We start from the raw sequence: 22,932 nt of genomic DNA, 5'->3' as shown, positions 1-22,932 counted from the left end.
GCAGAACCGCAAAGCAGGGGCCCAAAAGCAGGCCCTGCCGCGCGGAAACGCTACGGGTGTTGTCCCCCCACGCAAAACAAGTCCGCCCCATCGAGCAGTTGGCACCAGCGAGTCCGACTGTCCAGGTGCTGGGTTGGCAGGGCAAACGAGAGCGGGCTGAGTTGGCACCGCAGGGTCCGAGGGGCGCGGGGCTAAGCAGGTGGGCTGGGGCGGACCTGACGGCAGCCGAGTTGGCACCGGCGGGTCCGAGTGTCCAGGCGCTGAGCAGGTGGGCTGAGGCGGACCTGACGGCAGGCCAGTTGGCACCGCCGGGTCCGAGTGGCCAGGGGCTGGCACTGTGGGATGAGGCGGACCTGGCAGAAGCTGGTGGCACCAGCGACTCCGAGGGGCCGGTGGCTGGCCAGCCCGCCGATCAGGCCCCAAGCCCGGCACCGCTCACAGAAAGCCGTTGGTGCCAACCAAGGCGCCCTGGTTTGAACGTCCAGTGTGAAGTCCCGCCGGACTGGCACGGAGTGGGTGTCCGAGAGGTAAGCAGAAAAGCCGCGCAGACGAGTGTCCGCGCGGCCTTTCACCAAACAGTCGGGGTTAGAACAGGGCGCTGGCCAGGTCCCGCCGGGCCTTCACGACGCGGGTGTCGTCTGGGGCGAAGAGGTCGAAGAGGGAGACCAGGTGGGTTCGGGCCTTGTCGCGGTCTGGGCCGGAGCTGCGGCGGACGGCGTTGATCAGGCGGGTGAAGGCTTGTTCGACCTGCTGGCCAGCGACCTCCAGGTCGGCGGCGGACAGCTGGGCGTCGACGTCGTCCGGGGAGATGTCGGCGCGGACGATCACCGAGGGGTCGGTGGCCTGGGCGCGGGAGAGGAACTGGACCTGGGCCAGCGCCGCCTTGGCCTCGGCGTTGTGCGGTTCGGCGGCCAGGATCGACTGGTAGGCGACCTCGGCGGCGGCGAAGTCGCCCAGGTTCAGGGCCGTCTCGGCGGCGACGAAGCGCTCGTCCTCCGGCTCCGGGGCGGTGTCGTCGGCGGGCGGGGCGGCGGCCTCGGCCGCGCGGATGCCGGGGAGGCGGTCGCGCAGGGCGTCGAGGATCGAGTCGATCCACTGGCGGACGCGGTCGGGCGGGGGGACGTCGTTGAAGGCGTCGACGGGTTGGCGGCCCGCGATGGCGATGACCATGGGGACGGCCTGCACGCCGAACAGCTGGGCGACCCGGGGGCTGGCCTCGACGTCCACCTTGGCCAGGTGCCAGGAGCCGTTGTCCTCGGCGGCGAGCTGCTCCAGGGTGGCCAGCAGCTGGGTCGACTGGGCCGACCAGCCCGCGACCAGGGCCACCACGACCGGGACCTGGGTGGAGCGCTCGACGACCTCGGCCTCGAAGTTGGCCTCGGCGACGTCGACGACGAAGCTGGGGCCCGCCGGGGTGCTGGGAGGCCTGCCCGGGGCCGGTTGGGGCGTGCTCGCGGCGTCCGCGCGGGCCTTGAGGGCGGACAGGTCTACGGCCCGGGAGAGGGCGGCCGACAACGCGGCGGTCTGGCGTGGATCTGGCCTGGTCACCTTGACATCCTGGCATGAGCGCCGCGGCGGCGTCCGGCCTACCGGTCAACCCCGGCGAGCTCGGCCAGCCGACCCTCCGACGCCAGCGCCATCGGGTTGACCCGCATCGCGTCGTTCTGCCTGGTGATGCGCAAGGCCAGCGGGGCGAGCAGCTCGACGAAGCGGGCGGTGCCCCGCTCCCCCAGCTCCAGCCACGGCGCGGCGGCCGCGTCGTCGGTGAGGTCCTCGACCAGTTCGCGCAGCCCGGCGCCGGACTCGGTCAGCACCCCCGGCGCGGCCAGCAGGTCGCGCGCGAGCAGCCGCTCCTCGGCCGCGGCCCACTCGTCGCCTGGCACGTTGCGGGCCAGCCGCATGTACTCGGCGGTGAGCCCGCGGTCGGCGGCGAACGCGACGAGCGCCTCGACCGGGTCCAGGCCCGCGGTCACCAGCGCGGCCACGTGACCGTCGCCGCGGGACTCGCGCAGGACGGTGCACACCTGCCACAGCGCGAGGTGCGGCCGCTCGGGCAGCGGCAGGGCGGCGTTCGCGGCCCCCAGCGCGCGGCCGCCGGTCGGGACCCACCCGACGAGCGCTCGCGCCAGGTCCGCCGCCTCAGCCACCTCCGGACCGTCGACGTCGTCGCCCAGCATCCGGCGCAACGCGCCGTCGACTCCGCGCAGCCGGGCCGCCAAGTACTGCTCCGGCGTGGCCACGGCCCACGCGTCGGGCAACTGGCGCTCGACCCGCGACGGGTGGAAGTTGTAGAACAGGCTGGTCACCAGCCACGCGGGGGCGGCGCCGAGCGGGGCGGCGCGCATCCCGAAGTAGCCCATCCACCGGCCCTTGCAGCCCAGCGCGTCGGTCTCGGCGATCGACTCCGGGGTGAAGTAGGTGACGGCGTGATAGGGCTCGAAGCACTGCCACAGCGTGCGCGGGTCCACGGCCACTCCCCCTTGCAGTTAGGTAGTCCGACAGTCAGTAGGCAGTCCGATAGTAGGGCTTCCGACTATTCCCCGGCCAGGTACCGCTCGACCCGGTCGACCTTCGCGGTGAGCTGACCGGTGTGCCCGGGCCGGATGTCGGCCTTGAGCACCAGGCTCACCCGCGGGTAGTCGGCGAGCAGGACGTCGGTGGCGCGCTTGACCACGGCCAGCACCTCGTCCCACTCCCCCTCGACGATCGTGTACATCGCGGTGAGCTGGTGCGGCAGCCCCGACTCGCGGACCACGCGCACCGCGGCGGCGACGGCCGGGCCGACGGTCTCGGACTCCCCGCCGAGCGGGCTGACGCTGAACGCGATGAGCATGGGGCGCTCCCTCGTGGTCGGTCTCGTGGTCGGTCCCGGCACACTATCCGGGCGGTCGCGCGCAACCCACTGGTAGCTTCAACGACCATGAGGCCGCGCTCGTTGCCCTTCGACCCGATCGCCCGCGCGGCGCAGCTGTGGGGGGAGCGGATCGGCGACGCCACCACCATGGCCGCCGTGACCAGCGTCATGCGCGTCCAGCAGATCCTGCAGTCCGCGGTGGACGCCGCGCTCAAGCCGCACGGGCTCACCTTCGCCCGCTACGAGGCACTGGTGCTGCTGACCTTCTCCAAGCGCGGCAGCCTGCCGATGCGGGTGATGGGCGAGCGGCTGCAGCTGCACCCGACGAGCGTCACCAACATCGTCGACCGGCTGGAGGCCGACGGCCTGGTCAAGCGCACCCCGCACCCCACCGACCGGCGCACCACGCTCGCCGAGATCACCGACGCGGGCAGGCAGCGGCAGGAGGAGGCGACGGTCGCGGTGACCGCGGTCGACTTCGGCCTGCGCGGGCTCACCGAGCGGCAAACCACCCAGCTGACCGAACTCCTGGCCAAGGTCCGCCGCGCCACCGGCGACTTCCAGGACTAGGCCCTCCCAGAAACTGGGACACACCAAGCCGGGCCCGGAGACCTCGAAGCCACCCCACGCCACTGCTCGATGGGGCGGACTTCCTTTGCGCGGGGGGACGACACCCGTAGCCTCGTTCGGCGGCTGGCTGGGCCGTCCCTTTGGCCCCCAGCTTTTGAGCCCAGCACGGGTGTCGTAGGGGCCCCGCGCAAAGGAAGTTCGCCCCATCGAGCCCACCGCACCGCCGCACGAAATGACCGCACGAAACCACGAAGCCCCCGACCGCAGTCGAGGGCTTCGCGAGATCAGAGCAACCGGGCCACGCCGACCGGTCACAGATGACTAAGCGGCAGGCTGCAGGCTCAGCGCGAGCCGAATCCCCGCAGGCGCCGCGCGGTTGTCGAGCTTTCCGGTGCGCAGGGCCCACCGCTCGAACACGAGTGTCGCGAGTGGAGGGACGCTGGCGACCAGCGCCCAGAACGCCGTCCACCTGCTCCACCGCAGCTGCTTGGCGGTGACCGCGGTCACCACGAGGTAGGCGACGAAGACGGCGCCGTGGATCGGGCCGAACACCTTCACCCCGAAGTCACCGAGATCGGTGGCGTACTTGAAGAACATGCCGACGAGCAGACCGATCCAGGAGACGGCCTCGGCGAGCGCGACAACGCGGAAACGACCAGCTGGCGTGAACATGCCTCCAGTGTGGAGCGTGAGCCCGCTCACCCCCCGCGAGGGGGACACCGACAGTGGCTTCCCCCACAAGTCCGGTCCGCCTCCCCGGCATTTTTACAGTGCTCGCGTCGCGACGACCCGTTGCGGCACGTGGTCTTCCTCGGTCATCTTTCGTCACGGTCCCCTGAGGTCCCGTTGACTAGTCCTCCCAAGAGAAGACCTTGGATGCGATGAAGGCCACAACGAGGGTGAAGCCGAGGAGGACGCCGCAGGGCAGCAGGAGGGCCTCGGGTCCCTTGCCGCGCACCAGGAAGTCCATCATGCCGTCGTTCACGTGCCGCAGCGGGAAGACCTTCGACACGGTCTGCAGCCAGTCCGGTGCCTTGTCGATCGGGAAGAAGGTGCCGGAGAGGAAGGCCATCGGCAGCACCACGATGTTCGCCGCGCCGGTCGCCGCCTCCTCGGTCTTGCAGAACGCCCCGACCAGCATGCCGATGGCGAAGAACGCCAGGACACCGGACAGGAACACCGGGATAGACAGCCACCAGGTGCCCGAGAGCGTGAGTCCGAACACAGGCAGCAGCGCGACACCGACGAACAGCAGCGCCTGCAGCACCGCGACGCCGATGGTCACCACCACGCGCGAGGCCAGGATGGGCGTGGCGCCGATCGGGGCCAGCCGCAGCCTGCGCAGCACCTGCTTGCGCCGCCAGTTGACCAACGTGATCGCCGCGCCGAACACCGCGGTGACCGCCGTGCCCCAACTCAGGATGCCCGGCGTCAGGTACTGGATGGGTTGCAGCGAGGCGTCCTCGACCTGCTCGGCGCGGAAGTCGTACTTGGGCGGCGCACCGCTCGCAGCGACGTTGAGCTGCTGGGTGACGCCAGCGACCAGCCCCTGCACGGTGCCCGCCTGGGCCTGGTCGCTGGCGGCGAAGCGGAGCACGACCTCGTCGCCGCTGGCCTGGACCACACCGGGCAGGTCGCCGTCGCGGACCTTGGCCAGGCCCGCCTCGAGGTCGTCGAAGCGCTCCAGTTCGACCGCGCCGGTGCGCTCCAGCGCGACGAGCACCTGGCCGTCGCCGACCGCGCCGATCTTGATCTTCTCGTTGCCCGCGTCGCGGAACAGCAGGCCGAAGATGACCAGGAACATCAGCGGGAACAGGAAGGCGAAGAACAGCGTGGTCTTGTCGCGCAGGAAGCCCTTGACCATCGCGACCGACAAGCTCTTGAAGGCGCCCTTCACGCGCGGTACTCCCGTCCGGTGAGGTGGAGGAAGACGTCCTCCAGGGTGGCGGTGCGCACCTGCAACCCGTCGAGGGCGCCGCGCTCGGCGAGCGCGGTCAGCAGCGGCGCCGGGGTGCGGGTGGTGATGGTGAGCGACTGCTCGTCCTCGGCGGCCTCGTCGGCGCCGGGCAGCGCGCCCGCCTCGGCCGCGGTCAGCACGCCGCGCTCGAGGATGATCCGGGTGGGCGCGTCGAGGCCGCGCACCAGCGCGGCAGGCGTGTCCATGGCCAGCACCCGGCCGCGGTCCATGATCGCGACCCGGTCGCAGAGGATCTCCGCCTCGTCGAGGTAGTGCGTCGTGTAGACGATCGTCTTGCCGCGCTCCTGGATGGCCCGCAGCACGTCCCACAGGTTGCGCCGCGCCTGCGGGTCCAGCGCGGCGGTCGGCTCGTCGAGGAAGACGATGTCCGGGTCGTGCACCAGGGCGCAGGCGATGGACAGTCGCTGCCGCTGGCCGCCGGAGAGCTTGTCCTCGCGGGTGTTGGCCTTCTCGGTGAGCCCGACCAGCTCCAGCACCTCGGCCGCGCGGGCGGGCCCGACGCCGTAGAGGGCGGCGAAAGTCTCCAGCTGTTCGCGGGCGGTGAGCTTGTCGAAGAACGCCGAGGCCTGCAGCTGCACGCCGATGCGCGGCAGCAGCGCGACCTTGCGCGGGAACGGGTCGAGGCCGAGCAACCGGATCGAACCCCGGTCCGGTTCGCGCAGGCCCTCGATGATCTCCAGCGCGGTGGTCTTGCCCGCGCCGTTGGGGCCGAGGATGCCGAAGAACTCGCCGTGGCCGACGGTGAACGACACACCGTCCACAGCGCGCAGGTCGCCATAGGACTTGTGGATGTCGTCGACGACGATCGCCTCGGCGTCAGTGCTGGTCATGCCGCGAACCTAGCGCGTGAACGCGGCCAACACGACTACCTGTCGACGATCGAGTCGTTTGCGGCGATCGAGCCGTTCGTTGCGTTCGTTGCGTTTGCGGCGATCGTGGCGATCAGCTCGTCGGCCGCGCGGTAGGGGTCGAGCGCGCCGGAGCGCACGGCGTCGGCGAGCCGGTCCAGGACAACCCCGCTCATATCGCCGAAGCGGGACCGCAGCTCGCGCACCGCGATGGCCTCGACCTCGGCGCGCGCCCTGGCGAGGCGGCGGGCGGCGAACCCGCCGTGCTCGCCCGCCCATGCCCGGTGCTCGCCGATCGCGGTGATCAGGTCGGCGATGCCCTCGCCGCGCGCCGCGATGGTCTTGACCACCGGCTGGCGCCAGCTCGGCCCGCGGATCTCCCTGCGCCCCAACGAGATCGCGTGCTTGAGCTCGCGCACCGTGGTGTCCGCGCCATCGCGGTCGGCCTTGTTGACGGCGAACACGTCGGCGATCTCCAGGATCCCGGCCTTCGCCGCCTGGATGCCGTCGCCCATGCCGGGTGCCAGCAGCACGACGGCGCAGTCGGCGAGCCGGATCACGTCCACTTCGGACTGTCCAACCCCGACGGTCTCGATGAGCACGACGTCGAACCCGGCCGCGTCGAGCACGCGCAACGCCTGCGGGGTGGCCCAGGCGAGCCCGCCGAGGTGCCCGCGGGTGGCCATGGAGCGGATGAAGACGTCCGGGTCGCCCGCGTGCTCGCCCATCCGGACCCGGTCGCCGAGCAGGGCCCCGCCGGAGAACGGCGAGGAGGGGTCGACCGCGAGCACGCCGACCCGCTTGCCCTGGGCGCGGTAGGCGCTCACCAGGGCGGAGGTGGTGGTGGACTTGCCGACCCCCGGCGAGCCGGTGAGGCCGATGACCTGCGCGCGGCCGGTGTGCGGGGCGAGCGCCGCGGCGACCTCGCGCAGCCGGGGGCTGGCGTCCTCGACCAGCGAGATGAGCCGCGCGACCGCGCGCGGGTGGTGTTCCCGCGCGCGGTCGACGAGCTCGGCTACCGAGAGGTCCCGGACCAAGGACTAGGCCTTGGGCACCGTGATGATGAGGGCGTCACCCTGGCCACCGCCGCCGCACAGGCCCGCCGCGCCCACGCCGCCACCGCGGCGCTTGAGCTCGTAGGCCAGGTGCACGACGAGCCGCGCGCCGGAGGCCCCGATCGGGTGACCGAGGGCGATGGCGCCGCCGTTGACGTTCACGATCGCGGGGTCGACGCCGAGCTGCTTGGTCGAGACGACGCCGACGGCGGCGAACGCCTCGTTGATCTCGACCAGGTCCAGCTCGGCCGCGCTGATGCCCTGCTTGGCCAGCGCCGCCTTGATCGCGTTGGACGGCTGCTCGTGCAGGCTGGCGTCCGGCCCGGCGACGACGCCGTGCGCGCCGATCTCGGCGATCCAGCTCAGGCCGAGCTCCTCGGCCTTGGCCCGGCTCATCACCACGACCGCGGCGGCGCCGTCGGAGATCTGCGACGCCGAGCCCGCGGTGATGGTGCCGTCGGGGGCGAACGCGGGGCGCAGCTTGGCGAGGCCGTCGGCGGTGGTGTCGGCGCGCACCCCCTCGTCGGTGTCGAACACGACCGGGTCGCCCTTGCGCTGCGGGATGCTCACCGGCGCGATCTCGTCGGCGAAGCGGCCCGCCTCGATGGCGGCGGCGGCGCGCTGGTGCGAGGCGGCCGAGAAGGCGTCCTGCTCCTCGCGGGAGATGCCGTAGCGGGAGTTGTGCTTCTCCGTCGAGGCGCCCATGGCGACCTGGTCGAAGGCGCAGAACAGGCCGTCGTGCGCCATGTGGTCGAGCAGGGTGACGTCGCCGAACTTGAAGCCGGAGCGGGACTTGGGCAGCAGGTGCGGCGCCTGGGTCATCGACTCCTGGCCGCCCGCGACCACGATGTCGAACTCGCCCGCGCGGATCAGCTGGTCGGCGAGCGCGATCGCGTCGAGGCCGGAGAGGCAGACCTTGTTGATGGTCAGCGCCGGGACGTCCATCGGGATGCCCGCGGCGACGGCGGCCTGCCGCGCCGGGATCTGGCCCGCGCCCGCGGTGAGGACCTGGCCCATGATCGTGTACTGCACCTGGTCGGGTCGCACACCCGCGCGTTCGAGGGCCGCCTTGATCGCGACACCGCCGAGCTGCGCGCCGGTGAAGTCCTTGAGCGAGCCGAGCAGACGACCGATCGGGGTGCGGGCCCCGGCCACGATGACGGATCCGGACACAGCGGTCTCCTAAGCGATGCGAACGGGCGTTAACGTGGACCATACTCGCGGTCGGCCGGTTTGCCACGTGCCGGTGTGAGTAGCCGCACAGCCCGTTGTTACCCACCGGTAGGTCCGGCGTACGCTGCGTGGCATGCGCGATGTCCTCTCCACCCACGTCGTCGCGATCGACCACGTCGGGGTCGCGGTTGCGGACCTGGACGCGGCGATCGCCTTCTACCGCTCGCACTTCGGCCTCGAGTCGGTGCACGAGGAGGTCAACACCGAGCAGGGCGTGCGCGAGGCGATGCTGCGCGCCCCCGGTGACGACGGCTCCGGCACCGCGATCCAACTGCTGGCGCCGCTGGACGAGAAGTCCACGATCGCGAAGTTCATCGGGCGCAACGGCCCGGGGTTGCAGCAACTCGCCTATCGGGTGACGGACGTCGACGCCGCAGCCGCCGCGTTGCGCGCCGCGGGACTGCGCGTGCTCTATGACGAAGCCAAGCGCGGCACCTCCAACAGTCGCGTCAACTTCGTGCACCCCAAGGACGCGGGCGGTGTGCTCGTCGAACTGGTGGAACCCGCCCCTGAGGACGGGTCCCACCACGCCTAACGAACGCCGTTCATCAGCTTGCGCACCAGCGGGGTCAGCGCCGCCATGACGACTCCGAGCCCGATCGCCACGGCGCCGAGGATGCCGAAGTAGGCGGGCTCGGAGTCCTCTGTGTAGTACTCAGCCAACGCACCCGCGACAGAGCTACCAAGCGCCAGCGACAGGTAGAACAACGCGACCATCTGCGCCGTGTATGCCCGCGGGGCCAGCTTTGTCGACAACGACAAGCCAACCGGCGATAGGCAGAGCTCGCCGAGCACGAAGATGACCAGCACCAGGACGAGCAGCAGCGGCGGGATCACCTTGTCGCCCTTGGTGAACCCGAGCACGGCCATCACCAGGAACGCCACGCCCATCGCGCCGACACCGAGCGCGAACTTGACCGGAGTGGACGGTTGCCGGTCCTTCAACCGGACCCACAGCGCCGCGAACACCGGCGCGAGCAAGACCACGAACAACGGCTCCACCGAGTTGAACCACGACGGCGGGATCTCGAACCCGAACAGGTCGAGGTCGACCCGCTCCTCGGCGTAGATCGCCAGCACGGTGAACTGCTGCTGGAACAGCGACCAGAACCCGAAGCTCACCAGGAACATCGGGATGAAGGCCAGCACCCGCTGCCGCTCCACCCGCTCCACCTGGCGGCTGAGCAGCAACACCGCGAACAGCACCACAGCGGCCACCGCGATCACCCAGGTCACGATCGTGGCCAGGTTGTCCGCGTTCACCACCCCGGTCAGCACGAGCACAACGATCACGACCGCGACCGCCGCGAAGATCCCCAACGCCCGCACCTTGGCCGCACCCGCGATGGGGTTGGGGGCGGTCTTACCGGACTCCGGGAGGTTCTTGCGCCCCAACGTGTACTGAACAAGCCCAACCGCCATCCCCACCGCGGCGAGCCCAAAACCCCAGTGGAAGCCAATGCGGGTCTGCAGCAAGCCGGTCAGCAGCGGGCCTACAAGAGCGCCGAGGTTGATCCCCATGTAGAAGATGGAGAACCCAGCGTCCCTCCGGTCGTCCCCTTCGTCATAGAGGGCACCAACAAGAGTGGTAGCGGTCGCCTTAAGCCCACCAGACCCAATCGCCACACAGATAAGCCCAACGGCAACGCCAACTACGCCCGGTAGGACTGCCAGGGCCACGTGGCCGACGAGGATGAGGACACCGCTGTAGAAGAGTGTCCTTTCCGGCCCGAACAACCGGTCCGCCACCCAAGACCCAGCAATGGTGGCCAAGTAGACCGACCCGCCATACGCCCCAACAATCCCAGCAGCGGTGGCTTTGTCGATCGCCAGGCCGCCCTCTTCGACGGAGAAGTACAGGTAGTAGAGCAGGATCGCCTGCATCCCGTAGTAGGAGAAGCGCTCCCACATCTCGGTGCCGAACAGGTTCGCCAGTCCCCGTGGATGCCCGAAGAACCCGCTCCTGACCCCAGCATCGGTACTCACCGTCGGTATGTCCTTTACACCCCGGTGTGGCCACAGCGCCACACATCAGCCGCGAGGGAACTTCCACCACCCCGCCCGTATGACACGTACCGTTCCCCACAGGGAAACTTCCCACCACTGTGAGATGTACCTCGCAAATCCCCACCTATCCGTCCGATAGGTGAACGACCAGCCCGATCCCCGCCCCCTACCCGCCGCCTCGCCGCACCCCCGCGCGCGGGTCCGGGGCGCAGCCCCCACCCTCACCGGGGGGCGACCCCGGTGCCAGTCTACCGGGCCCCACCGACAGTCGATCTTGAAAAAGGCCGCCGGAGATCGACATGTGGATAACTTTTGTCGCTGGACCGGGTGAATACCGAGCCTGAGTGGTGGCGTTGACCAGCGGAAACAGCCACAGGCGGTCGGAGACTGCGGCGAACGAGCCAAGTCGGTCGCGGGTGATCAAGTCGGTGCCCTTTGACATTCGGAACGGCCCCGAGACGGACCTGGCTGGCAACGAGTAAGCGTCCCTTTTGTCGAGCCCAGCGCTGTCGACCCACCGAGAACCTGGTCGACCGCCTAAGAACCCACCCCAGACCGCTCCCCGCACGCGCGGATCGGGGGCGCAGCCCCCACCCTCACCGGGGGGCGGCCCCAGGGCCAGTCTACTAGGCCCTACTGACAGTGGATCTTGAAAGCGGGGTGGCGGAGATCCACATGTGGATAACTTCTGTCGCCCGGGCGGGTGAATCCAGATCGCCCTCCTGGCGCGATGTCCCAGGTCAGGAGCCTCGAAGGCTGAGCCTTGCGGCTGCCGGAGCAACGTCGTCCAGCGGGGGTCGTCGCTGGTGAACTTTCCCGCTTGGAGGCCCTTGGCGATCAGTGCGAGTGCCCGTTCGCCACGGAACCTGGATATCCACAGGCCGGTAAAGACCTCGCCCGCACCGCTCCCCACGCGCGCGGGTCGGGGGCGCAGCCCCCACCCTCACCGGGGGGCGGCCCCAGGGCCAGTCTACTAGGCCCCACCGACAGAGGATCTTGAAAGCAGGGCGGCGAAGATCCACATGTGGATAACTTCTGTCGCCCGGAAGGGTGAAAGTGACGGGCTTCCGGGGCGGGCGGCCGAGGCCTCATCAAGCGATTGGCGGCAGGTCGAAGGCGCGGAAGCGCCAGGTCAGAGGCAACAGACAGCGACGAGCGACCGGTGTCCCAGGCGCGAAACAGAGAACCGACTACCGACGCGCGGCGGGGCGCTTGGGCTGGGGGCCGGGGCGGGTGAGTTTTTGGGTGCGGTCGGCGGGGGAGGCGGCCGGGTCGGGGGACTCGGTGGGGCGGCCTTGGGTGGCGGCGGGGGCGCGCTCGGGCTCGACCTCCGCGGGCTCCCAGTGCTCCTTCGGCGGCCCCACGACGGCCTTCATCGCCTGGGTGGGGGACTCGTCGGCGGGGGAACCGTCGATTGTCTTGGGGGGTGTGGCCCGTTCCTCGGGCAGCGGGTCCAGCACCGGCGCGGCGTCGGCGAGTTGGACGTGGGCGTCGGCGATGAGGTCGCGGGCGGAGTGCAGCTGGTCGGCGATGCGCGACCGCAGTCCGCGCAGGGCGGCCACGCGCTGGGCCGCGTGGTTGATGCGGCGGTTCGCTTCCTCGGTGGCCTCGCGGACGCGGCGGTGGGCCTCGGTGGTGGCCTCCTGCAGGCGCGCGGTCGCCTCGGTCGCGGCGTCGTGGCGGCGGCGGTTGGCTTCCTCGGTGGCCTCGCGGACCCGGCGCTCGGCCTCGGACTTGCTGGTGGCCTCCTGCTCGGCCAGTGACCGCATCGCCTCGGTGCGGCGGGCGGACATGGCGATGTCGAAGTCCTCTTCGACCGTGGTGCGGCGCTGTTCGGACTCGGCCTCGATGCGCGCGGCCTCGGCCCTGGCGCGCTGCACGGTCTGCTCCGCGTCGGTGCGGGCCTTGTCGACGACGCCGCGGTGCTCGGCCTCCATCTCGGCGCGGCGGGCGTCGAGTTCGGCGATGAGCTTGTCGTAGCGCTGCCGCAGGGCGCCCGCGTCGGCCTCGGCCTTCGCGCGGACGTGGGCGGCGTCGGCGTCGGCGCGCGAGCGGGTCTCCTGCGCTTCCTCGGTGGCCAGGCGCAGCATCCGCTGCAGGCGCTCGCTCAGCCCCTCGAGGGTCGTCGGCGGCTGGGAGAGCCGGTCGATCTGGCCGCGCAGGTCGCTGATCTCACCGCGCGAGGACTCCAACTGCTTGGCGAGGTCGGTCGCCTGCGACACGGCGGCGTTGCGATCGCCGTGCAGCAACTGCAACTCCGCGTCGAGCCGCTCCAAGTGCTCTTCCACCTGCGCGCGGCTGTAGCCCCGCTTGGTGATGTCGAAACCGGCACCCAGCGGCACAAGATCGCGTTCCTCACCCAAGCCCATGTGCCCACGCTACCTGCATCGGATAGACCACCATCGAGTAGATCGGTGAGTGGTGCCCCCCGGCGCCCACGTGCCCAACGCGTGCGCGCCGGGGGGTGCTCAAACACCCCGGAAGCGGTTGATGGCGGTCAAATGCCGTTCCCGCTTGGCTTCGTCGCGCACGCCGAGCCCCTCCTCGGGGGCCAGGCACAGCACGCCGACCTTGCCCTGGTGCGAGTTGTGGTGGACGTCCAGCGCGGCCTGACCGGTCTCGGCGAGCGGGTAGACCTTGGACACCGTGGGGTGGATCAGACCCTTGTCGATCAACCGGTTCGCCTCCCAGGACTCGCGGTAGTTGGCGAAGTGCGAGCCGATGATCCGCTTGAGGTTCATCCACAGGTACCTGTTGTCGTACTGGTGCAGGAACCCGGAGGTGGACGCGCAGGTGACGATCGTGCCGCCGCGGCGGGCGACGTAGACCGAGGCGCCGAAGGTCTCCTTGCCGGGGTGCTCGAAGACGATGTCGGGGTCCTCGCCGCCGGTGAGCTCGCGGATGCGGGCGCCGAAGCGCTGCCACTCGCGCGGGTCCTGGGTGTGCTCGTCGCGCCAGAACCGGTAGCCCTCCGCGCTGCGGTCGATGATCAGCTCGGCGCCCATCTTGCGCGCGATGTCGGCTTTCTCCTTGCTGGAGACCACGCACACCGGGATCGCGCCGCCGTTGAGCGCGAACTGGGTCGCGTAGGAGCCGAGGCCGCCGGAGGCACCCCAGATCAGCACCACGTCGCCCTGCTTCATGGCGGCGCCGTTGCGGGAGACCAACTGCCGGTAGGCGGTGGAGTTCACCAGCCCGGGCGAGGCGGCCTCCTCCCAGGTGAGGTGCGCGGGCTTGGGCATGAGCTGGTTGGACTTCACCAGCGCGAGCTCGGCCAGGCCGCCGAAGTTGGTCTCGAACCCCCAGATGCGCTGCTCGGAGTCCATCATCGTGTCGTTGTGGCCGTCGGGGCCCTCCAACTCGACGCTGAGGCAGTGCGCGACCACCTCGTCGCCGGGCTTCCAGCTGTGCACGCCCGGCCCGGTCCGCAGCACGACGCCCGCCAGGTCGGAGCCGACCACGTGGTAGGGCAGGTCGTGCCGCTTGGCCAGCGGGGAGAGCTTGCCGTAGCGCTCGAGGAACTTGAAGGTCGACACCGGCTCGAAGATCGAGGTCCACACGGTGTTGTAGTTGATCGCGCTGGCCATGACCGCGACCAGCGCCTCCCCCGGGCCGAGCTCCGGGGTGGCGACCTCGTCGAGGTGCAGCGAGCGCCGGGGGTCCTTCTCCCGCGACGGCAGCCCCTCGAACATCCCGACCTCGTCGGCGTGCACGGTGATCCCGCGGTAGTGCTCGGGCACCGGCAACGAGCCGACGGCAGCCAGCTCCCCTGCCTGGATCGCGTCGAGGATCTTCTGCACGGCGGACCTCCTGCGGTTCGTCGGACCTGCGGTGCAGCGGCACGTTACTCATGAGTAGCGATTCAGAGGACGCCGATGTGACTGACCCCACTACCGCCTATCCACTGTGGACTGCCGCCCCCGCCGCCCTACTCCGACCGCCTAGCCAGCCCGTGGACACCCGGAAGCTCCGACGCTCTCGGCTCGATGCGGTGAACTTGTCTGCGGGGGACGGCAGCCGTAGCGCCGCCTCGCTGCAGGGCCACGCTTTCAGCCCCTGCTTTGCGGTCCCGCCACGGTTGTCGTAGGGCCCCCGCCCGCACCAAGCACAGCCGAAGCGACCCACCCAAACCCGAGCCAGCACATGCCCTCACCGGCAACCCCAACACAGCCCGGCAACCCCGCCGCCCCCACCCACCACCGCTTCGCACCCGCGCGCGGAACGGGGGCGCAGCCCCCACCCTCTCCGGGGGGCGGCCCCGGTGCCAGTCTACCGGGCCCTGCCGACAGTGGATCTTGGGAGAAGGCGGCGAAGATCTACATGTGGATAACTTCTGTCGCCCAGTCGGGGGAACTTGCGGCGAGGGGCAGGGGGCGGCGGGGGCGCGGGAAGAGACGCGAAGAGGTTGGTATCAAAGGGAAATCTGGGCGGGAGCGGAGTGGCGGACTACTCGCCGATGTCTTCGAACCAGAGGTCCGGGTGCTCGGCGATGAAAGTGGTCATCATCCGCACGCATTCGGGGTCGTCGAGGACCGTCACGCGCACGCCGTGGTCGGCTAGCCAGTCGTGGCCGCCGGTGAAGGTTCGGGATTCGCCGATGAGGACAGCGGGGATGTTGAACTGGCGGATGAGGCCGCTGCAGTACCAGCAGGGCGACAGGGTGGTGACCATCGTGGTGCCGCGGTAGGAGCGGCGGCGGCCCGCGGCGCGGAAGGCGGCGGTTTCGCCGTGGGTGGTGGGGTCGCCGTCCTGGACTCGGCGGTTGTGGCCGCTGCCCCAGAGGTCGCCGTCGGGGCCGAAGAGGGCGGCGCCCACGGGGACGCCGCCGGAGGCGAGGCCGGTGCGGGCTTCGCGGACGGCCACGGCGAGCATCTCGGCGGGGGTCATGCGGTCAAGTGTGACCCAGATCCCGCGACCCCTGGCCCGATCGGTCGTTGTCCTGGTTAAGTCTACTGACAAGTAGCTAACGGGAGGAGACCGGGATGAGCGCCTACCAGACCGTGGTCGTGGGGACCGACGGCTCCGACTCGTCCTTCCGCGCGGTCGAGCGGGCCGCGGCGATCGCGGCTGACGCCGGGGCCACGCTGGTCATCGCCTCGGCGTACCAGCCGAGGGCGGGCCGCGAGGTCGAGCGGGCCCAGGACGCGCTCGGCGCCGACGTCGGCTACCAGGTGGTCGGGTCGACGCCCGCCGAGGAGTCGGTGCGCACCGCGGCCGAGCGGGCCAGGCGGGTCGGGGCGACCAAGGTCGACACCGTGGTGGTGGCGGGCGACCCGGTGCCCGCACTGGCCGAGGTCGTCGCCGAGCGGGGCGCTGACCTGCTGGTGATCGGCAACCGCGGGCTCAACACGTTGGCCGGGCGGATCCTCGGGTCCGTCCCCGCCGAGGCCGCCCGCAAGTCGACGGTCGACGTGCTGATCGTGCACACGACGTAGCCGGGGACCGGGGTGGCGAGCGGGTCGAGGGCGGGCAGACCGACGACGGCAGACGTTCCGATCCCCGTGCTCGACGGACAAAGCATCGAAATCCGACGCCACCAGGCGGACGCGTGATCGCGGACGCCACCCGACCGGCGGCGAGGTGTGAGAGGGGGGAGACGGGGTGGAGCGGGGCATTGAGGAGGTGGTGCTCGGCGGGGCGCGGCAGTTCACGCGGGTGCAGGTTTGTGCGCTTTCTGGCGTCCCGGTTGAGCGGGCGATGGCGTTGTGGCGGGCGTTGGGGTTCGCCACCGTTGCTGATGGGGCGGTGGTGTTCACGGAGGGGGATGCCGAGGCGTTGCGGCTGGCTGATCGGTTGATGTCGGCGGGGATCGTCGATCCGGAGTTGGCTACTGCTACCGCTCGGGTGCTTGGGCAGCACCTCTCACGGCTGGCCGAGTGGGAGGTCGACGTGTTGCGGTCCGTGCTCGAGGCCAATCCTGAACAGGGAGATCCACGGCGGTTGGTCGAGGGGTTGCTGCCGGATCTGGCGCGGATCCAGTCGTTGGTGTGGCGGCGGCACTTGGCGGCGCACGCGGGGCGGGTGCTGGCCAGTAGCGACCTGGAATCGCGTGAGCAGGTCGTCGGGTTCGCCGACATGGTGGGGTTCACGGCGTGGACGCGGCGTAGTGATGAGCATGAGCTGGTGCGGTTGGTGGACCGGTTCGACGCGGTGACGGCTGAGGTGGTGGCGGACAACCACGGGCGGATCGTGAAGATGCTCGGCGATGAGGTGCTGTTCGTCGCCGATGAGCCCGAGCACGGCGCGCGGATCGCGGTCGAGCTGCTCGAGCGCGCCGAGGCCGACCCCGAACTGCCGCCGCTGCGGGCCGGGCTCGGTTACGGACGGGTGTTGAGCCGCTACGGGGACGTGTACGGGTCGGTGGTCAACATCGCCAGCAGGCTCACCTCGGCGGCGCGGCCGGGGGCGGTCCTGGTCGACAAGGGTCTGGCCAACGCCCTGGGTGATGGCGCAGACTTCACCACCCGCGCGCGCAGACCGATCTCCGTACGCGGCTACCCGAGGCTGCGGCACAGCGTGCTCCGCCGGGCCACCACCCCGGGTAGGACCGGCAGGGATGTACCGAACGGGGAGGCCGTGGCGATGAGCGAGGTACCCGCGGACCCAGGTCCGCGTAAGCGTTCCCGGCGGTAGCGGACCGCCCCGGTCCGAGCCCTTGTGGGCGGGGCTCGGACCGGGGAAACCCGCTAGGTAGAAGCCAACCAGGGCACGACAGCGGCGGCGAACGCCTCAGGTGCCTCTACCGGCGGCAAGTGACCAACGCCCGGTAGCACTGTCAGCGAGCCCCCCGTGAGATCAGCCAACTCCTCCCCCAGCGACACCGGCATAAGACCGTCAGCGCCACCGTGCACGACAAGCGTGTCGACCTTGGCCGCACGCAACGTGTCTCGGGAGTCGGGTCGAGCAGCCATCGCACGCTGGGTCCAAGCGACGCTCTTAGGCGACTGCTCCTCTAGCCACCCTCGGACCTGCCCGTGCACGGCAGAGCTACCGAGGACAGGCAGCATCGTGTCCGCGAGCCACGGCACGATCCCTTCCCGCTCAGCACGCTCAGCCATAGCAAGCCGGTTCGAGGCAGCCTCCTCGGTGTCGGCAGGAGCCTTCGTGTCGACCAACAACAGCCCGGCAACCCGCTCTGGCGCATGCCGCAGCAAAGCCATCGCGACGTAACCGCCCATAGAGCAGCCACCGACGACAGCGCGCTCGATGGCCAGCGAGTCCAGCAGCGCGATCGCGTCCGCGGCAACCACATCCAGTGACGAGACGGCCTCGCCCAGTGGCGCGCCGCCGAACCCCCGCTGATCCGGCGTGATCAACCGGACGTGGCCGGACAGCGCGTCGCGCACCCCGTCCCACATGCGCGAGTCGAGCGGGAAGGCGTGGAACAGCAGCAGCGGGCGCATGCCAGCCATTCTGCCGGGCTCAAGGGCTCAAGGGCTCAAGGGCTCAAGGGCTCAAGGGCTCAAGGGCAAGCTCAGGTCAGCTCGCGGGTCTCGATCCGGCGCACCGCGTCCGCGCCGGTCAGCTCGGTCCTGGCGTGCGGGTTGGCGTGGTAGTAGCGCAGCGCGTGCAGCACCACCAGCTGGTCGAGGTCGAGGGTGCGCATCGGCACCGCGGCCACCAGGTCGGGGCCGAAGCGGACCGCGACCTTGCGCATCCGCTCACCGGTGACGGCGTGGTCGCGCGCGGCGATGCCGAGGTAGTTCTGGCTCGGCGCGGTCTTGGCCCGGCCCATCCGCAGCGACAGCGGCCGCACCTCGGTGATCGTCGACCACGGCACCTGGACAACCGGCCGCACCCAGGTCAGCAGCACGTGCTCGGGGGTCAGCACGATCCCGTTGTCGCGCTGCTTTCGGGTCAGCGCGAACACCCCGGCGGCGAGCAGCAGCACCCCCAGCAGGCCGAGCACGACGCCCGCGACCACCGCCAGGGTCGCGCCGAAGGCGATCAGCAGGCCGCCGGGGACGGCGAGCAGCAGCCCGACCAGGACCAGCACCACCCCGGCGGCGAGGGTCGTCGGGCGGGTGGGCAGCAGCAGCCCGGTGGCCCCCTCGGTCAGCACGGAGGTGGCCGCTCCGCCGGGCGCCCCCGCCGGGTTGGGCGATCCGTCGGTGGTGCGCCAGGGCTGGGGGCACGGCAGGGCGTGGGCTCGATCCATGATGACCATGGAATCGCACCGGGTGTCGGTCCCGCCAGCTACCTTCGGCGCCATGCCTGTTATCCGCACCGAACGGCTGAGCCTGCGACCGGTCACCGCGGCGGACCTGGCCACCGTGCTGGCGGTCCAAGGGGACCCGGCGGCGGCCCGGTTCCGGCCGTCCGGACCGGCCGACGCGGCCGAATGCGCGCGCGACCTGCGGGCCTGGACGGCGCACTGGGACGAACACGGCTTCGGCTACTGGGTGGTCGAGCACGGCGGTGAGCCGGTCGGGCTCGGCGGGGTGCAGCACAGCGAGTTCGACGGCGCGCGGTACCTGAACCTGTACTACCGGTTCCGGCCACCGGTGTGGGGCAAGGGGTTCGCGCCGGAGATGGCGCGGGCCGCTGTGGACTTGGCCGCGGCGCGCGCCGCGCACCTGCCGGTGTGGATCGTGACCACAGTGGACAACGAACCGGCGCGGCGGGTGGCCGACAAGCTCGGGTTCCGCGAGTTCCGCCAAGCGGAGTACCACGGCGCGCTGTCGCGGTTCTACACCTCGGCGGTCTGATCTGGCCACTCCCCCGGCAACGGGGTGGGCACGTCCGGGGCGACGAGGTCGACCAGCGAGTCCAGCGCCCGCTCGGCGTGCCCGACGAACAGGTGCTTGCAACCGGGGAAGGTGATGATCTCGGCCTGCGGGACGCCCGCGAAGCGGACCGCGGCGGCGTCCGGCCGCAGGTAGTCGTCGAACTCCGGGACCACGCAGCGGACCGGCTTGCCCGAGCGCGCCCACGCGGCGAGGTGCTCGGGCCGGGTCCGCCGCATCGTCGGGGCGAGCAGGAACGCGCCGCGCACGTCGTCGCGCGATCCGTGCATGAGCACGACATCGGTGCCGAAAGACCACCCCGCGAGCCACACCCCGGGCAGGTCGGCGACGGCGGCCACCGCGGCGGCGAGGTCGTGCGCCTCGGCGACCCCCGCGTCGTGGGTACCGGTGCTGGCGCCGGACTCGCTGACCGTGCCGCGGGTGTTGAACCGCAGCGTCGCGATCCCGGCGAGCGCGGGCAGGCGCGCGGCGGCCTTGCGGATCACGTGCGTGTCCATCGACCCGCCGCCGGTCGGGTTCGGGTGCACGAGGACGACCGTCGCCCGCGGTTCGCCCTCGGGCAGCGCCAACTCCGCCGCGAGGCGTTCGCCGTCCGCGGTGGTCAGCGTGAGCGAGCGGCGGCGGGCGGGCAGGAGCGTGTTGGGGCCGATCCTGGTCACGTCAGAACCTCCGGGGGCGGCGCTTGCGGGAGTTCCAGCAGTGCGGGTGCCAGTGCCTGCGGTCCTCGACGGTGCCGTACTCCTGCGCGGGCCACGCCACCAGGTGCGGCGTGCCGGGCTGGATCTCGTGGTCGCAGCCGGGGCAGCGGTAGGTCTTGGTGGCCTGCGCGCCGGGGATGTGCCGGACCTGCCAGTCGCCGTCGGACCCGGACTCCACCCGCTGGCTGCCCAGCCCGCCGCCGAGGGGGCGCGGCTCGTCATCCCGGCGGATCTTGTTGCGACGCGGCACGGGTCACCAGGTTAGGCGAGGCGGGGTTAAGACCGGTTGTCGTCCCACCCCTTGCAGGCCAAGCCCCGGCCTCAGGCGGGGGGCCGCAGGCTCATCGGGCCGTAGACCTCGTCCGCGTCGTCGAGCAGGACGACCTGGTGCACGCCCGCGTCGAGCAGGGCGGGCCAGGCGTCGCCGAACCAGGACTCGGCGGCGTCCTGGTCGGGGAAGCCCAGTTCGGGCCCGGTGACCGGTCGGCCCGATTCGTCCTCGTAGCGCCAGCGGAAAGTCACGCGATCACGGTAGCCCAGGCTGTGGTCGGTCCGGTCCACTCTGGCAGGCTCTACCGGGCAGGCCCCTCAACCACGGAGGTAGCAGGTGAGCACCGAGTTCCCCCACATCCCGACCCCGGACGCGCAGGCGCACCGGGAGGCTGTGGCGCGCCACTTGACGCTCACCAAGCCCGCCGGGTCGCTCGGGCGCCTGGAGGAGTTGGGCGTGTGGGTCGCGGCCTGCCAGGGGCAGTGCCCGCCCAGGCCGTTCACCCGGCCGCGAGTCGTCGTGTTCGCCGGTGACCACGGCGTCGCGGCGAACGGGGTGTCGGCGTTCCCGGCGGAGGTGACCGGCCAGATGGTCGCGAACTTCCTGACCGGCGGCGCCGCGATCAACGTGATGGCGGCCGCCGCTGGCGCGACCGTGCGGGTGCTCGACCTGGGGGTCGACACCGACGCCGAGTTCCCCGAGCAGGTGACCGCGCACAAGGTCCGCCGGGCGTCCGGGTCGATCGACCGGACCGACGCGCTGACCGACAACGAGGTCTACGCCGCGATCGCCGCCGGGCGGGCCATCGCCGACGAGGAGGTCGACGGCGGCGCGGACCTGCTGGTCGCCGGGGACATGGGGATCGGCAACACCACGCCTGCGTCGATCATCATCGCCGCGCTGGCCGGGGCGGAGCCGGTGGCCGTGGTCGGTCGCGGCACCGGCATCGACGACCAGACCTGGATGCGCAAGGCGGTGGCGGTCCGCGACGGGCTGCGCCGGGCGCGGCGGGTCAGCGCGAACCCGGTGGCGCTGCTGCGCACGGTCGGTGGCGCGGACATCGCCGCCATGGCTGCGTTCCTCGCCCAGGCCGCCGTCCGCAAGACCCCGGTGATCCTCGACGGCCTGGTCAGCGGCGCCGCGGCGCTGGTGGCGGAGGAGTTGGCGCCGGGGGCCTCGGAGTGGTGGGTGGCGGGCCACAAGTCGGTCGAGCCCGCGCACACGCTCGTCTTGGAGCAGCTCAACCTGACGCCGATCCTGAACCTGGACCTGCGCCTCGGCGAGGGCACCGGAGCCGTGGCGGCCCTACCGCTGGTGACCATGGCCGCCAGGGTGCTCGCGGAGATGGCGACCTTTGGGGACGCGGGCGTCACCGAAGGCGAGATTCGCCTACCTGCCACTGTTGACGTCAACGGTCGCAACGGCGGCTGGCGCTAAGAGAGAGAAACGCGCCCCTCGCTAGATATGAGGGGCGCGTCCCAGTCAGGTCTACCGGTCAGGCGAGGGTGGTGAGCCAGCCCCGGGTGTCGGTGGTCTCGCCGCGCTGCAACCGGGTCAGGGTCTCGCGCAGTTGCGTGGTGACCGGGCCGGTCTCACCGCCGCTGATCGCGAAGTCGCCCTCGGCGTGCTTCACGTGGCCGACGGGGGTGATCACGGCGGCGGTGCCGCAGGCGAACACCTCGGTGAGCTCGCCGGACTCGGCCTTCTTCTCCCACTCCTCGGTGGAGATCCGCCGCTCCTCGATGCCGTAGCCCAGCTCGGCGGCCAGCGTCAGCAGCGAGTCGCGGGTGATGCCGGGCAGCAGCGCGCCGGACAGCTCCGGGGTGACGACCCTGGCGTCGGCGCCGGAACCCAGCACGAAGAACAGGTTCATGCCGCCCATCTCCTCGACCCAGCGGCGCTCCACGGCGTCGAGCCACACGACCTGGTCGCAGCCCTTCTCCGCCGCCTGCGCCTGGGCGACCAGGGACGCGGCGTAGTTGCCCGCGAACTTGGCCGCGCCGGTGCCGCCGGGCGAGGCGCGCACGTACTCGGTGGACAGCCACACCGTGACCGGCTTGACCCCGCCCGCGAAGTAGGCGCCCGCCGGGGAGGCGATGGCCACGTACAGGTACTCGCTGGAGGGGCGCACGCCGAGCGCGGCCTCCGTGGAGATCATGAACGGCCGCAGGTAGAGCGACTCCTCGGCCTGCTCGGGCACCCAGCGGGCGTCCGCGGCGACCAGCTCGCGCAGCGACTCGAGGAACAGGTCCTCGGGCAGCTCGGGCATCGCGATGCGGCGGGCGGAGGCGTTGAAGCGAGCGGCGTTGGCCTCGGGGCGGAAGGAGGCGATCGTGCCGTCGGGCTGCCTATAGGCCTTGAGCCCTTCGAAGATCGCCTGACCGTAGTGCAGCACCATCGCGGAGGGGTCCAAGGAGATCGGCCGGTACGGCTCGACCTTGGCGTCGTGCCACCCCAGGTCGCGGGTGTGCTTGATGGTCACCATGTGGTCGGTGAAGAACTGCCCGAAGCCCGGCCTGGCGAGTACCTCCGCAACCCGCTCCGGGGTCGCCGGGTCTGGGTTCGGGGTCCGCGTGAACGGCAGCGTAGGCGTCATACGAGGCACAGTATCCGCTGATGAGCAGGTGGAGAACCGGCTATCCCGACACTCGGACGTCCGACTACCCAGAGG

At 71.1% G+C, this 22,932-nt stretch carries 24 protein-coding genes; 6 read left to right on the top strand and 18 right to left on the bottom strand.

The window, feature by feature from the left end:
- Window positions 1-585 precede the first annotated feature (585 nt).
- The 3 genes from LV75_RS11925 to LV75_RS11915 form a co-directional block, all read right to left on the bottom strand.
- Window positions 586-1,548, bottom strand: coding sequence for a tetratricopeptide repeat protein (locus LV75_RS11925; protein WP_253886882.1), 963 nt, complete (start codon window positions 1,546-1,548; stop codon window positions 586-588).
- Window positions 1,549-1,586: 38 nt separating this feature from the next.
- Window positions 1,587-2,468: an SCO6745 family protein gene (locus LV75_RS11920; RefSeq protein WP_253886881.1), complete on the bottom strand. Its 882-nt coding sequence runs from the start codon at window positions 2,466-2,468 to the stop codon at window positions 1,587-1,589.
- Window positions 2,469-2,533: 65 nt separating this feature from the next.
- Window positions 2,534-2,833 (bottom strand): MTH1187 family thiamine-binding protein, encoded by a 300-nt coding sequence (locus LV75_RS11915; RefSeq protein ID WP_253886880.1) that lies wholly within the window; start codon window positions 2,831-2,833, stop codon window positions 2,534-2,536.
- A gap of 87 nt (window positions 2,834-2,920) precedes the next feature.
- On the opposite strand from LV75_RS11915, the gene LV75_RS11910 reads away from it, so the two are divergent.
- On the top strand, window positions 2,921-3,424 hold the full coding sequence (locus LV75_RS11910) for a MarR family winged helix-turn-helix transcriptional regulator (RefSeq protein ID WP_253886879.1): 504 nt from the start codon (window positions 2,921-2,923) through the stop codon (window positions 3,422-3,424).
- 321 nt (window positions 3,425-3,745) lie between these two features.
- On the opposite strand, the gene LV75_RS11905 is transcribed toward LV75_RS11910, so the two are convergent.
- The 5 genes from LV75_RS11905 to LV75_RS11885 form a co-directional block, all read right to left on the bottom strand.
- Window positions 3,746-4,096, bottom strand: a complete 351-nt coding sequence (locus tag LV75_RS11905) for a DUF3817 domain-containing protein (RefSeq protein WP_253886878.1) — start codon at window positions 4,094-4,096, stop codon at window positions 3,746-3,748.
- 178 nt (window positions 4,097-4,274) lie between these two features.
- A complete protein-coding gene (locus LV75_RS11900; RefSeq protein WP_253886877.1) occupies window positions 4,275-5,321 on the bottom strand; it encodes an ABC transporter permease in 1,047 nt (348 codons plus the stop codon).
- On the bottom strand, window positions 5,318-6,232 hold the full coding sequence (locus tag LV75_RS11895) for an ABC transporter ATP-binding protein (protein ID WP_253886876.1): 915 nt from the start codon (window positions 6,230-6,232) through the stop codon (window positions 5,318-5,320). Before LV75_RS11895 ends, LV75_RS11900 begins: the two co-directional genes overlap by 4 nt.
- A gap of 35 nt (window positions 6,233-6,267) precedes the next feature.
- Window positions 6,268-7,287, bottom strand: a complete 1,020-nt coding sequence (gene meaB, locus LV75_RS11890) for a methylmalonyl Co-A mutase-associated GTPase MeaB (protein ID WP_253886875.1) — start codon at window positions 7,285-7,287, stop codon at window positions 6,268-6,270.
- 3 nt (window positions 7,288-7,290) lie between these two features.
- Complete coding sequence (locus LV75_RS11885) at window positions 7,291-8,478, bottom strand: acetyl-CoA C-acetyltransferase (protein WP_253886874.1); 1,188 nt, start codon at window positions 8,476-8,478, stop codon at window positions 7,291-7,293.
- Between the two features lie 133 nt (window positions 8,479-8,611).
- On the opposite strand from LV75_RS11885, the gene mce reads away from it, so the two are divergent.
- On the top strand, window positions 8,612-9,073 hold the full coding sequence (mce, locus tag LV75_RS11880) for a methylmalonyl-CoA epimerase (RefSeq protein WP_253886873.1): 462 nt from the start codon (window positions 8,612-8,614) through the stop codon (window positions 9,071-9,073).
- On the opposite strand, the gene LV75_RS11875 is transcribed toward mce, so the two are convergent.
- The 4 genes from LV75_RS11875 to LV75_RS11860 all read right to left on the bottom strand — a co-directional run bounded on the left by LV75_RS11875 (window position 9,070) and on the right by LV75_RS11860 (window position 15,432).
- Complete coding sequence (locus tag LV75_RS11875) at window positions 9,070-10,533, bottom strand: peptide MFS transporter (protein ID WP_372504167.1); 1,464 nt, start codon at window positions 10,531-10,533, stop codon at window positions 9,070-9,072. The genes mce and LV75_RS11875 overlap by 4 nt on opposite strands.
- Before the next feature lie 1,202 nt (window positions 10,534-11,735).
- Window positions 11,736-12,914 (bottom strand): chromosome segregation protein, encoded by a 1,179-nt coding sequence (locus tag LV75_RS11870; protein ID WP_253886871.1) that lies wholly within the window; start codon window positions 12,912-12,914, stop codon window positions 11,736-11,738.
- A gap of 99 nt (window positions 12,915-13,013) precedes the next feature.
- On the bottom strand, window positions 13,014-14,345 hold the full coding sequence (gene ccrA / locus LV75_RS11865; protein ID WP_253886870.1) for a crotonyl-CoA carboxylase/reductase: 1,332 nt from the start codon (window positions 14,343-14,345) through the stop codon (window positions 13,014-13,016).
- Window positions 14,346-14,991: 646 nt separating this feature from the next.
- On the bottom strand, window positions 14,992-15,432 hold the full coding sequence (locus tag LV75_RS11860) for a nucleoside deaminase (protein WP_253886869.1): 441 nt from the start codon (window positions 15,430-15,432) through the stop codon (window positions 14,992-14,994).
- Window positions 15,433-15,527: 95 nt separating this feature from the next.
- On the opposite strand from LV75_RS11860, the gene LV75_RS11855 reads away from it, so the two are divergent.
- Entirely contained in the window at window positions 15,528-15,980 is a 453-nt protein-coding gene (locus tag LV75_RS11855; protein WP_253886868.1) for a universal stress protein, read from the top strand.
- 166 nt (window positions 15,981-16,146) lie between these two features.
- A complete protein-coding gene (locus LV75_RS11850) occupies window positions 16,147-17,178 on the top strand; it encodes an adenylate/guanylate cyclase domain-containing protein (RefSeq protein ID WP_253886867.1) in 1,032 nt (343 codons plus the stop codon).
- Window positions 17,179-17,231: 53 nt separating this feature from the next.
- On the opposite strand, the gene LV75_RS11845 is transcribed toward LV75_RS11850, so the two are convergent.
- Both LV75_RS11845 and LV75_RS11840 read right to left on the bottom strand, forming a co-directional pair.
- Entirely contained in the window at window positions 17,232-17,948 is a 717-nt protein-coding gene (locus tag LV75_RS11845; protein ID WP_308210924.1) for an alpha/beta fold hydrolase, read from the bottom strand.
- A gap of 71 nt (window positions 17,949-18,019) precedes the next feature.
- Window positions 18,020-18,703: a hypothetical protein gene (locus tag LV75_RS11840; protein ID WP_253886865.1), complete on the bottom strand. Its 684-nt coding sequence runs from the start codon at window positions 18,701-18,703 to the stop codon at window positions 18,020-18,022.
- 52 nt (window positions 18,704-18,755) lie between these two features.
- On the opposite strand from LV75_RS11840, the gene LV75_RS11835 reads away from it, so the two are divergent.
- Window positions 18,756-19,253 (top strand): GNAT family N-acetyltransferase, encoded by a 498-nt coding sequence (locus LV75_RS11835; RefSeq protein ID WP_253886864.1) that lies wholly within the window; start codon window positions 18,756-18,758, stop codon window positions 19,251-19,253.
- Here LV75_RS11835 and LV75_RS11830 read toward each other — a convergent pair.
- From LV75_RS11830 to LV75_RS11820, 3 genes are all read right to left on the bottom strand, one after another.
- The gene (locus LV75_RS11830; RefSeq protein WP_253886863.1) at window positions 19,235-19,951 is read right to left on the bottom strand and encodes an alpha/beta hydrolase; all 717 of its coding nucleotides are present in this window, start codon (window positions 19,949-19,951) and stop codon (window positions 19,235-19,237) included. The two genes, LV75_RS11835 and LV75_RS11830, sit on opposite strands and share 19 nt — an antisense overlap.
- 1 nt (window position 19,952) lies before the next feature.
- Window positions 19,953-20,240, bottom strand: a complete 288-nt coding sequence (locus LV75_RS11825; RefSeq protein ID WP_372504161.1) for an Rv1322 family protein — start codon at window positions 20,238-20,240, stop codon at window positions 19,953-19,955.
- A 71-nt stretch (window positions 20,241-20,311) separates the two neighbouring features.
- Window positions 20,312-20,512: a hypothetical protein gene (locus LV75_RS11820; RefSeq protein WP_253886862.1), complete on the bottom strand. Its 201-nt coding sequence runs from the start codon at window positions 20,510-20,512 to the stop codon at window positions 20,312-20,314.
- A gap of 85 nt (window positions 20,513-20,597) precedes the next feature.
- Between LV75_RS11820 and cobT the strand changes: the two genes are divergently transcribed.
- On the top strand, window positions 20,598-21,698 hold the full coding sequence (gene cobT, locus LV75_RS11815) for a nicotinate-nucleotide--dimethylbenzimidazole phosphoribosyltransferase (RefSeq protein ID WP_308210923.1): 1,101 nt from the start codon (window positions 20,598-20,600) through the stop codon (window positions 21,696-21,698).
- 58 nt (window positions 21,699-21,756) lie between these two features.
- Here cobT and LV75_RS11810 read toward each other — a convergent pair whose 3' ends face one another.
- On the bottom strand, window positions 21,757-22,857 hold the full coding sequence (locus tag LV75_RS11810; protein ID WP_253886861.1) for a branched-chain amino acid aminotransferase: 1,101 nt from the start codon (window positions 22,855-22,857) through the stop codon (window positions 21,757-21,759).
- Window positions 22,858-22,932: the final 75 nt, after the last annotated feature.

The organism is Actinokineospora diospyrosa (genome assembly GCF_024171925.1).
Lineage (GTDB): Bacteria > Actinomycetota > Actinomycetes > Mycobacteriales > Pseudonocardiaceae > Actinokineospora > Actinokineospora diospyrosa.
This window is presented reverse-complemented; position numbering and strand designations above follow the sequence as displayed.

Excerpts from the sequence above, each read along its gene's own strand:
- LV75_RS11915 (WP_253886880.1), bottom strand. The coding sequence starts at position 2,833 with ATGCTCATCGCGTTCAGCGTCAGCCCGCTCGGCGGGGAGTCCGAGACC.
- LV75_RS11910 (WP_253886879.1), top strand. The coding sequence starts at position 2,921 with ATGAGGCCGCGCTCGTTGCCCTTCGACCCGATCGCCCGCGCGGCGCAG.
- LV75_RS11905 (WP_253886878.1), bottom strand. The coding sequence starts at position 4,096 with ATGTTCACGCCAGCTGGTCGTTTCCGCGTTGTCGCGCTCGCCGAGGCC.
- LV75_RS11895 (WP_253886876.1), bottom strand. The coding sequence starts at position 6,232 with ATGACCAGCACTGACGCCGAGGCGATCGTCGTCGACGACATCCACAAG.
- mce (WP_253886873.1), top strand. The coding sequence starts at position 8,612 with ATGCGCGATGTCCTCTCCACCCACGTCGTCGCGATCGACCACGTCGGG.
- LV75_RS11870 (WP_253886871.1), bottom strand. The coding sequence starts at position 12,914 with ATGGGCTTGGGTGAGGAACGCGATCTTGTGCCGCTGGGTGCCGGTTTC.
- LV75_RS11860 (WP_253886869.1), bottom strand. The coding sequence starts at position 15,432 with ATGACCCCCGCCGAGATGCTCGCCGTGGCCGTCCGCGAAGCCCGCACC.
- LV75_RS11855 (WP_253886868.1), top strand. The coding sequence starts at position 15,528 with ATGAGCGCCTACCAGACCGTGGTCGTGGGGACCGACGGCTCCGACTCG.
- LV75_RS11845 (WP_308210924.1), bottom strand. The coding sequence starts at position 17,948 with ATGCGCCCGCTGCTGCTGTTCCACGCCTTCCCGCTCGACTCGCGCATG.
- LV75_RS11840 (WP_253886865.1), bottom strand. The coding sequence starts at position 18,703 with ATGGATCGAGCCCACGCCCTGCCGTGCCCCCAGCCCTGGCGCACCACC.
- LV75_RS11835 (WP_253886864.1), top strand. The coding sequence starts at position 18,756 with ATGCCTGTTATCCGCACCGAACGGCTGAGCCTGCGACCGGTCACCGCG.
- LV75_RS11810 (WP_253886861.1), bottom strand. The coding sequence starts at position 22,857 with ATGACGCCTACGCTGCCGTTCACGCGGACCCCGAACCCAGACCCGGCG.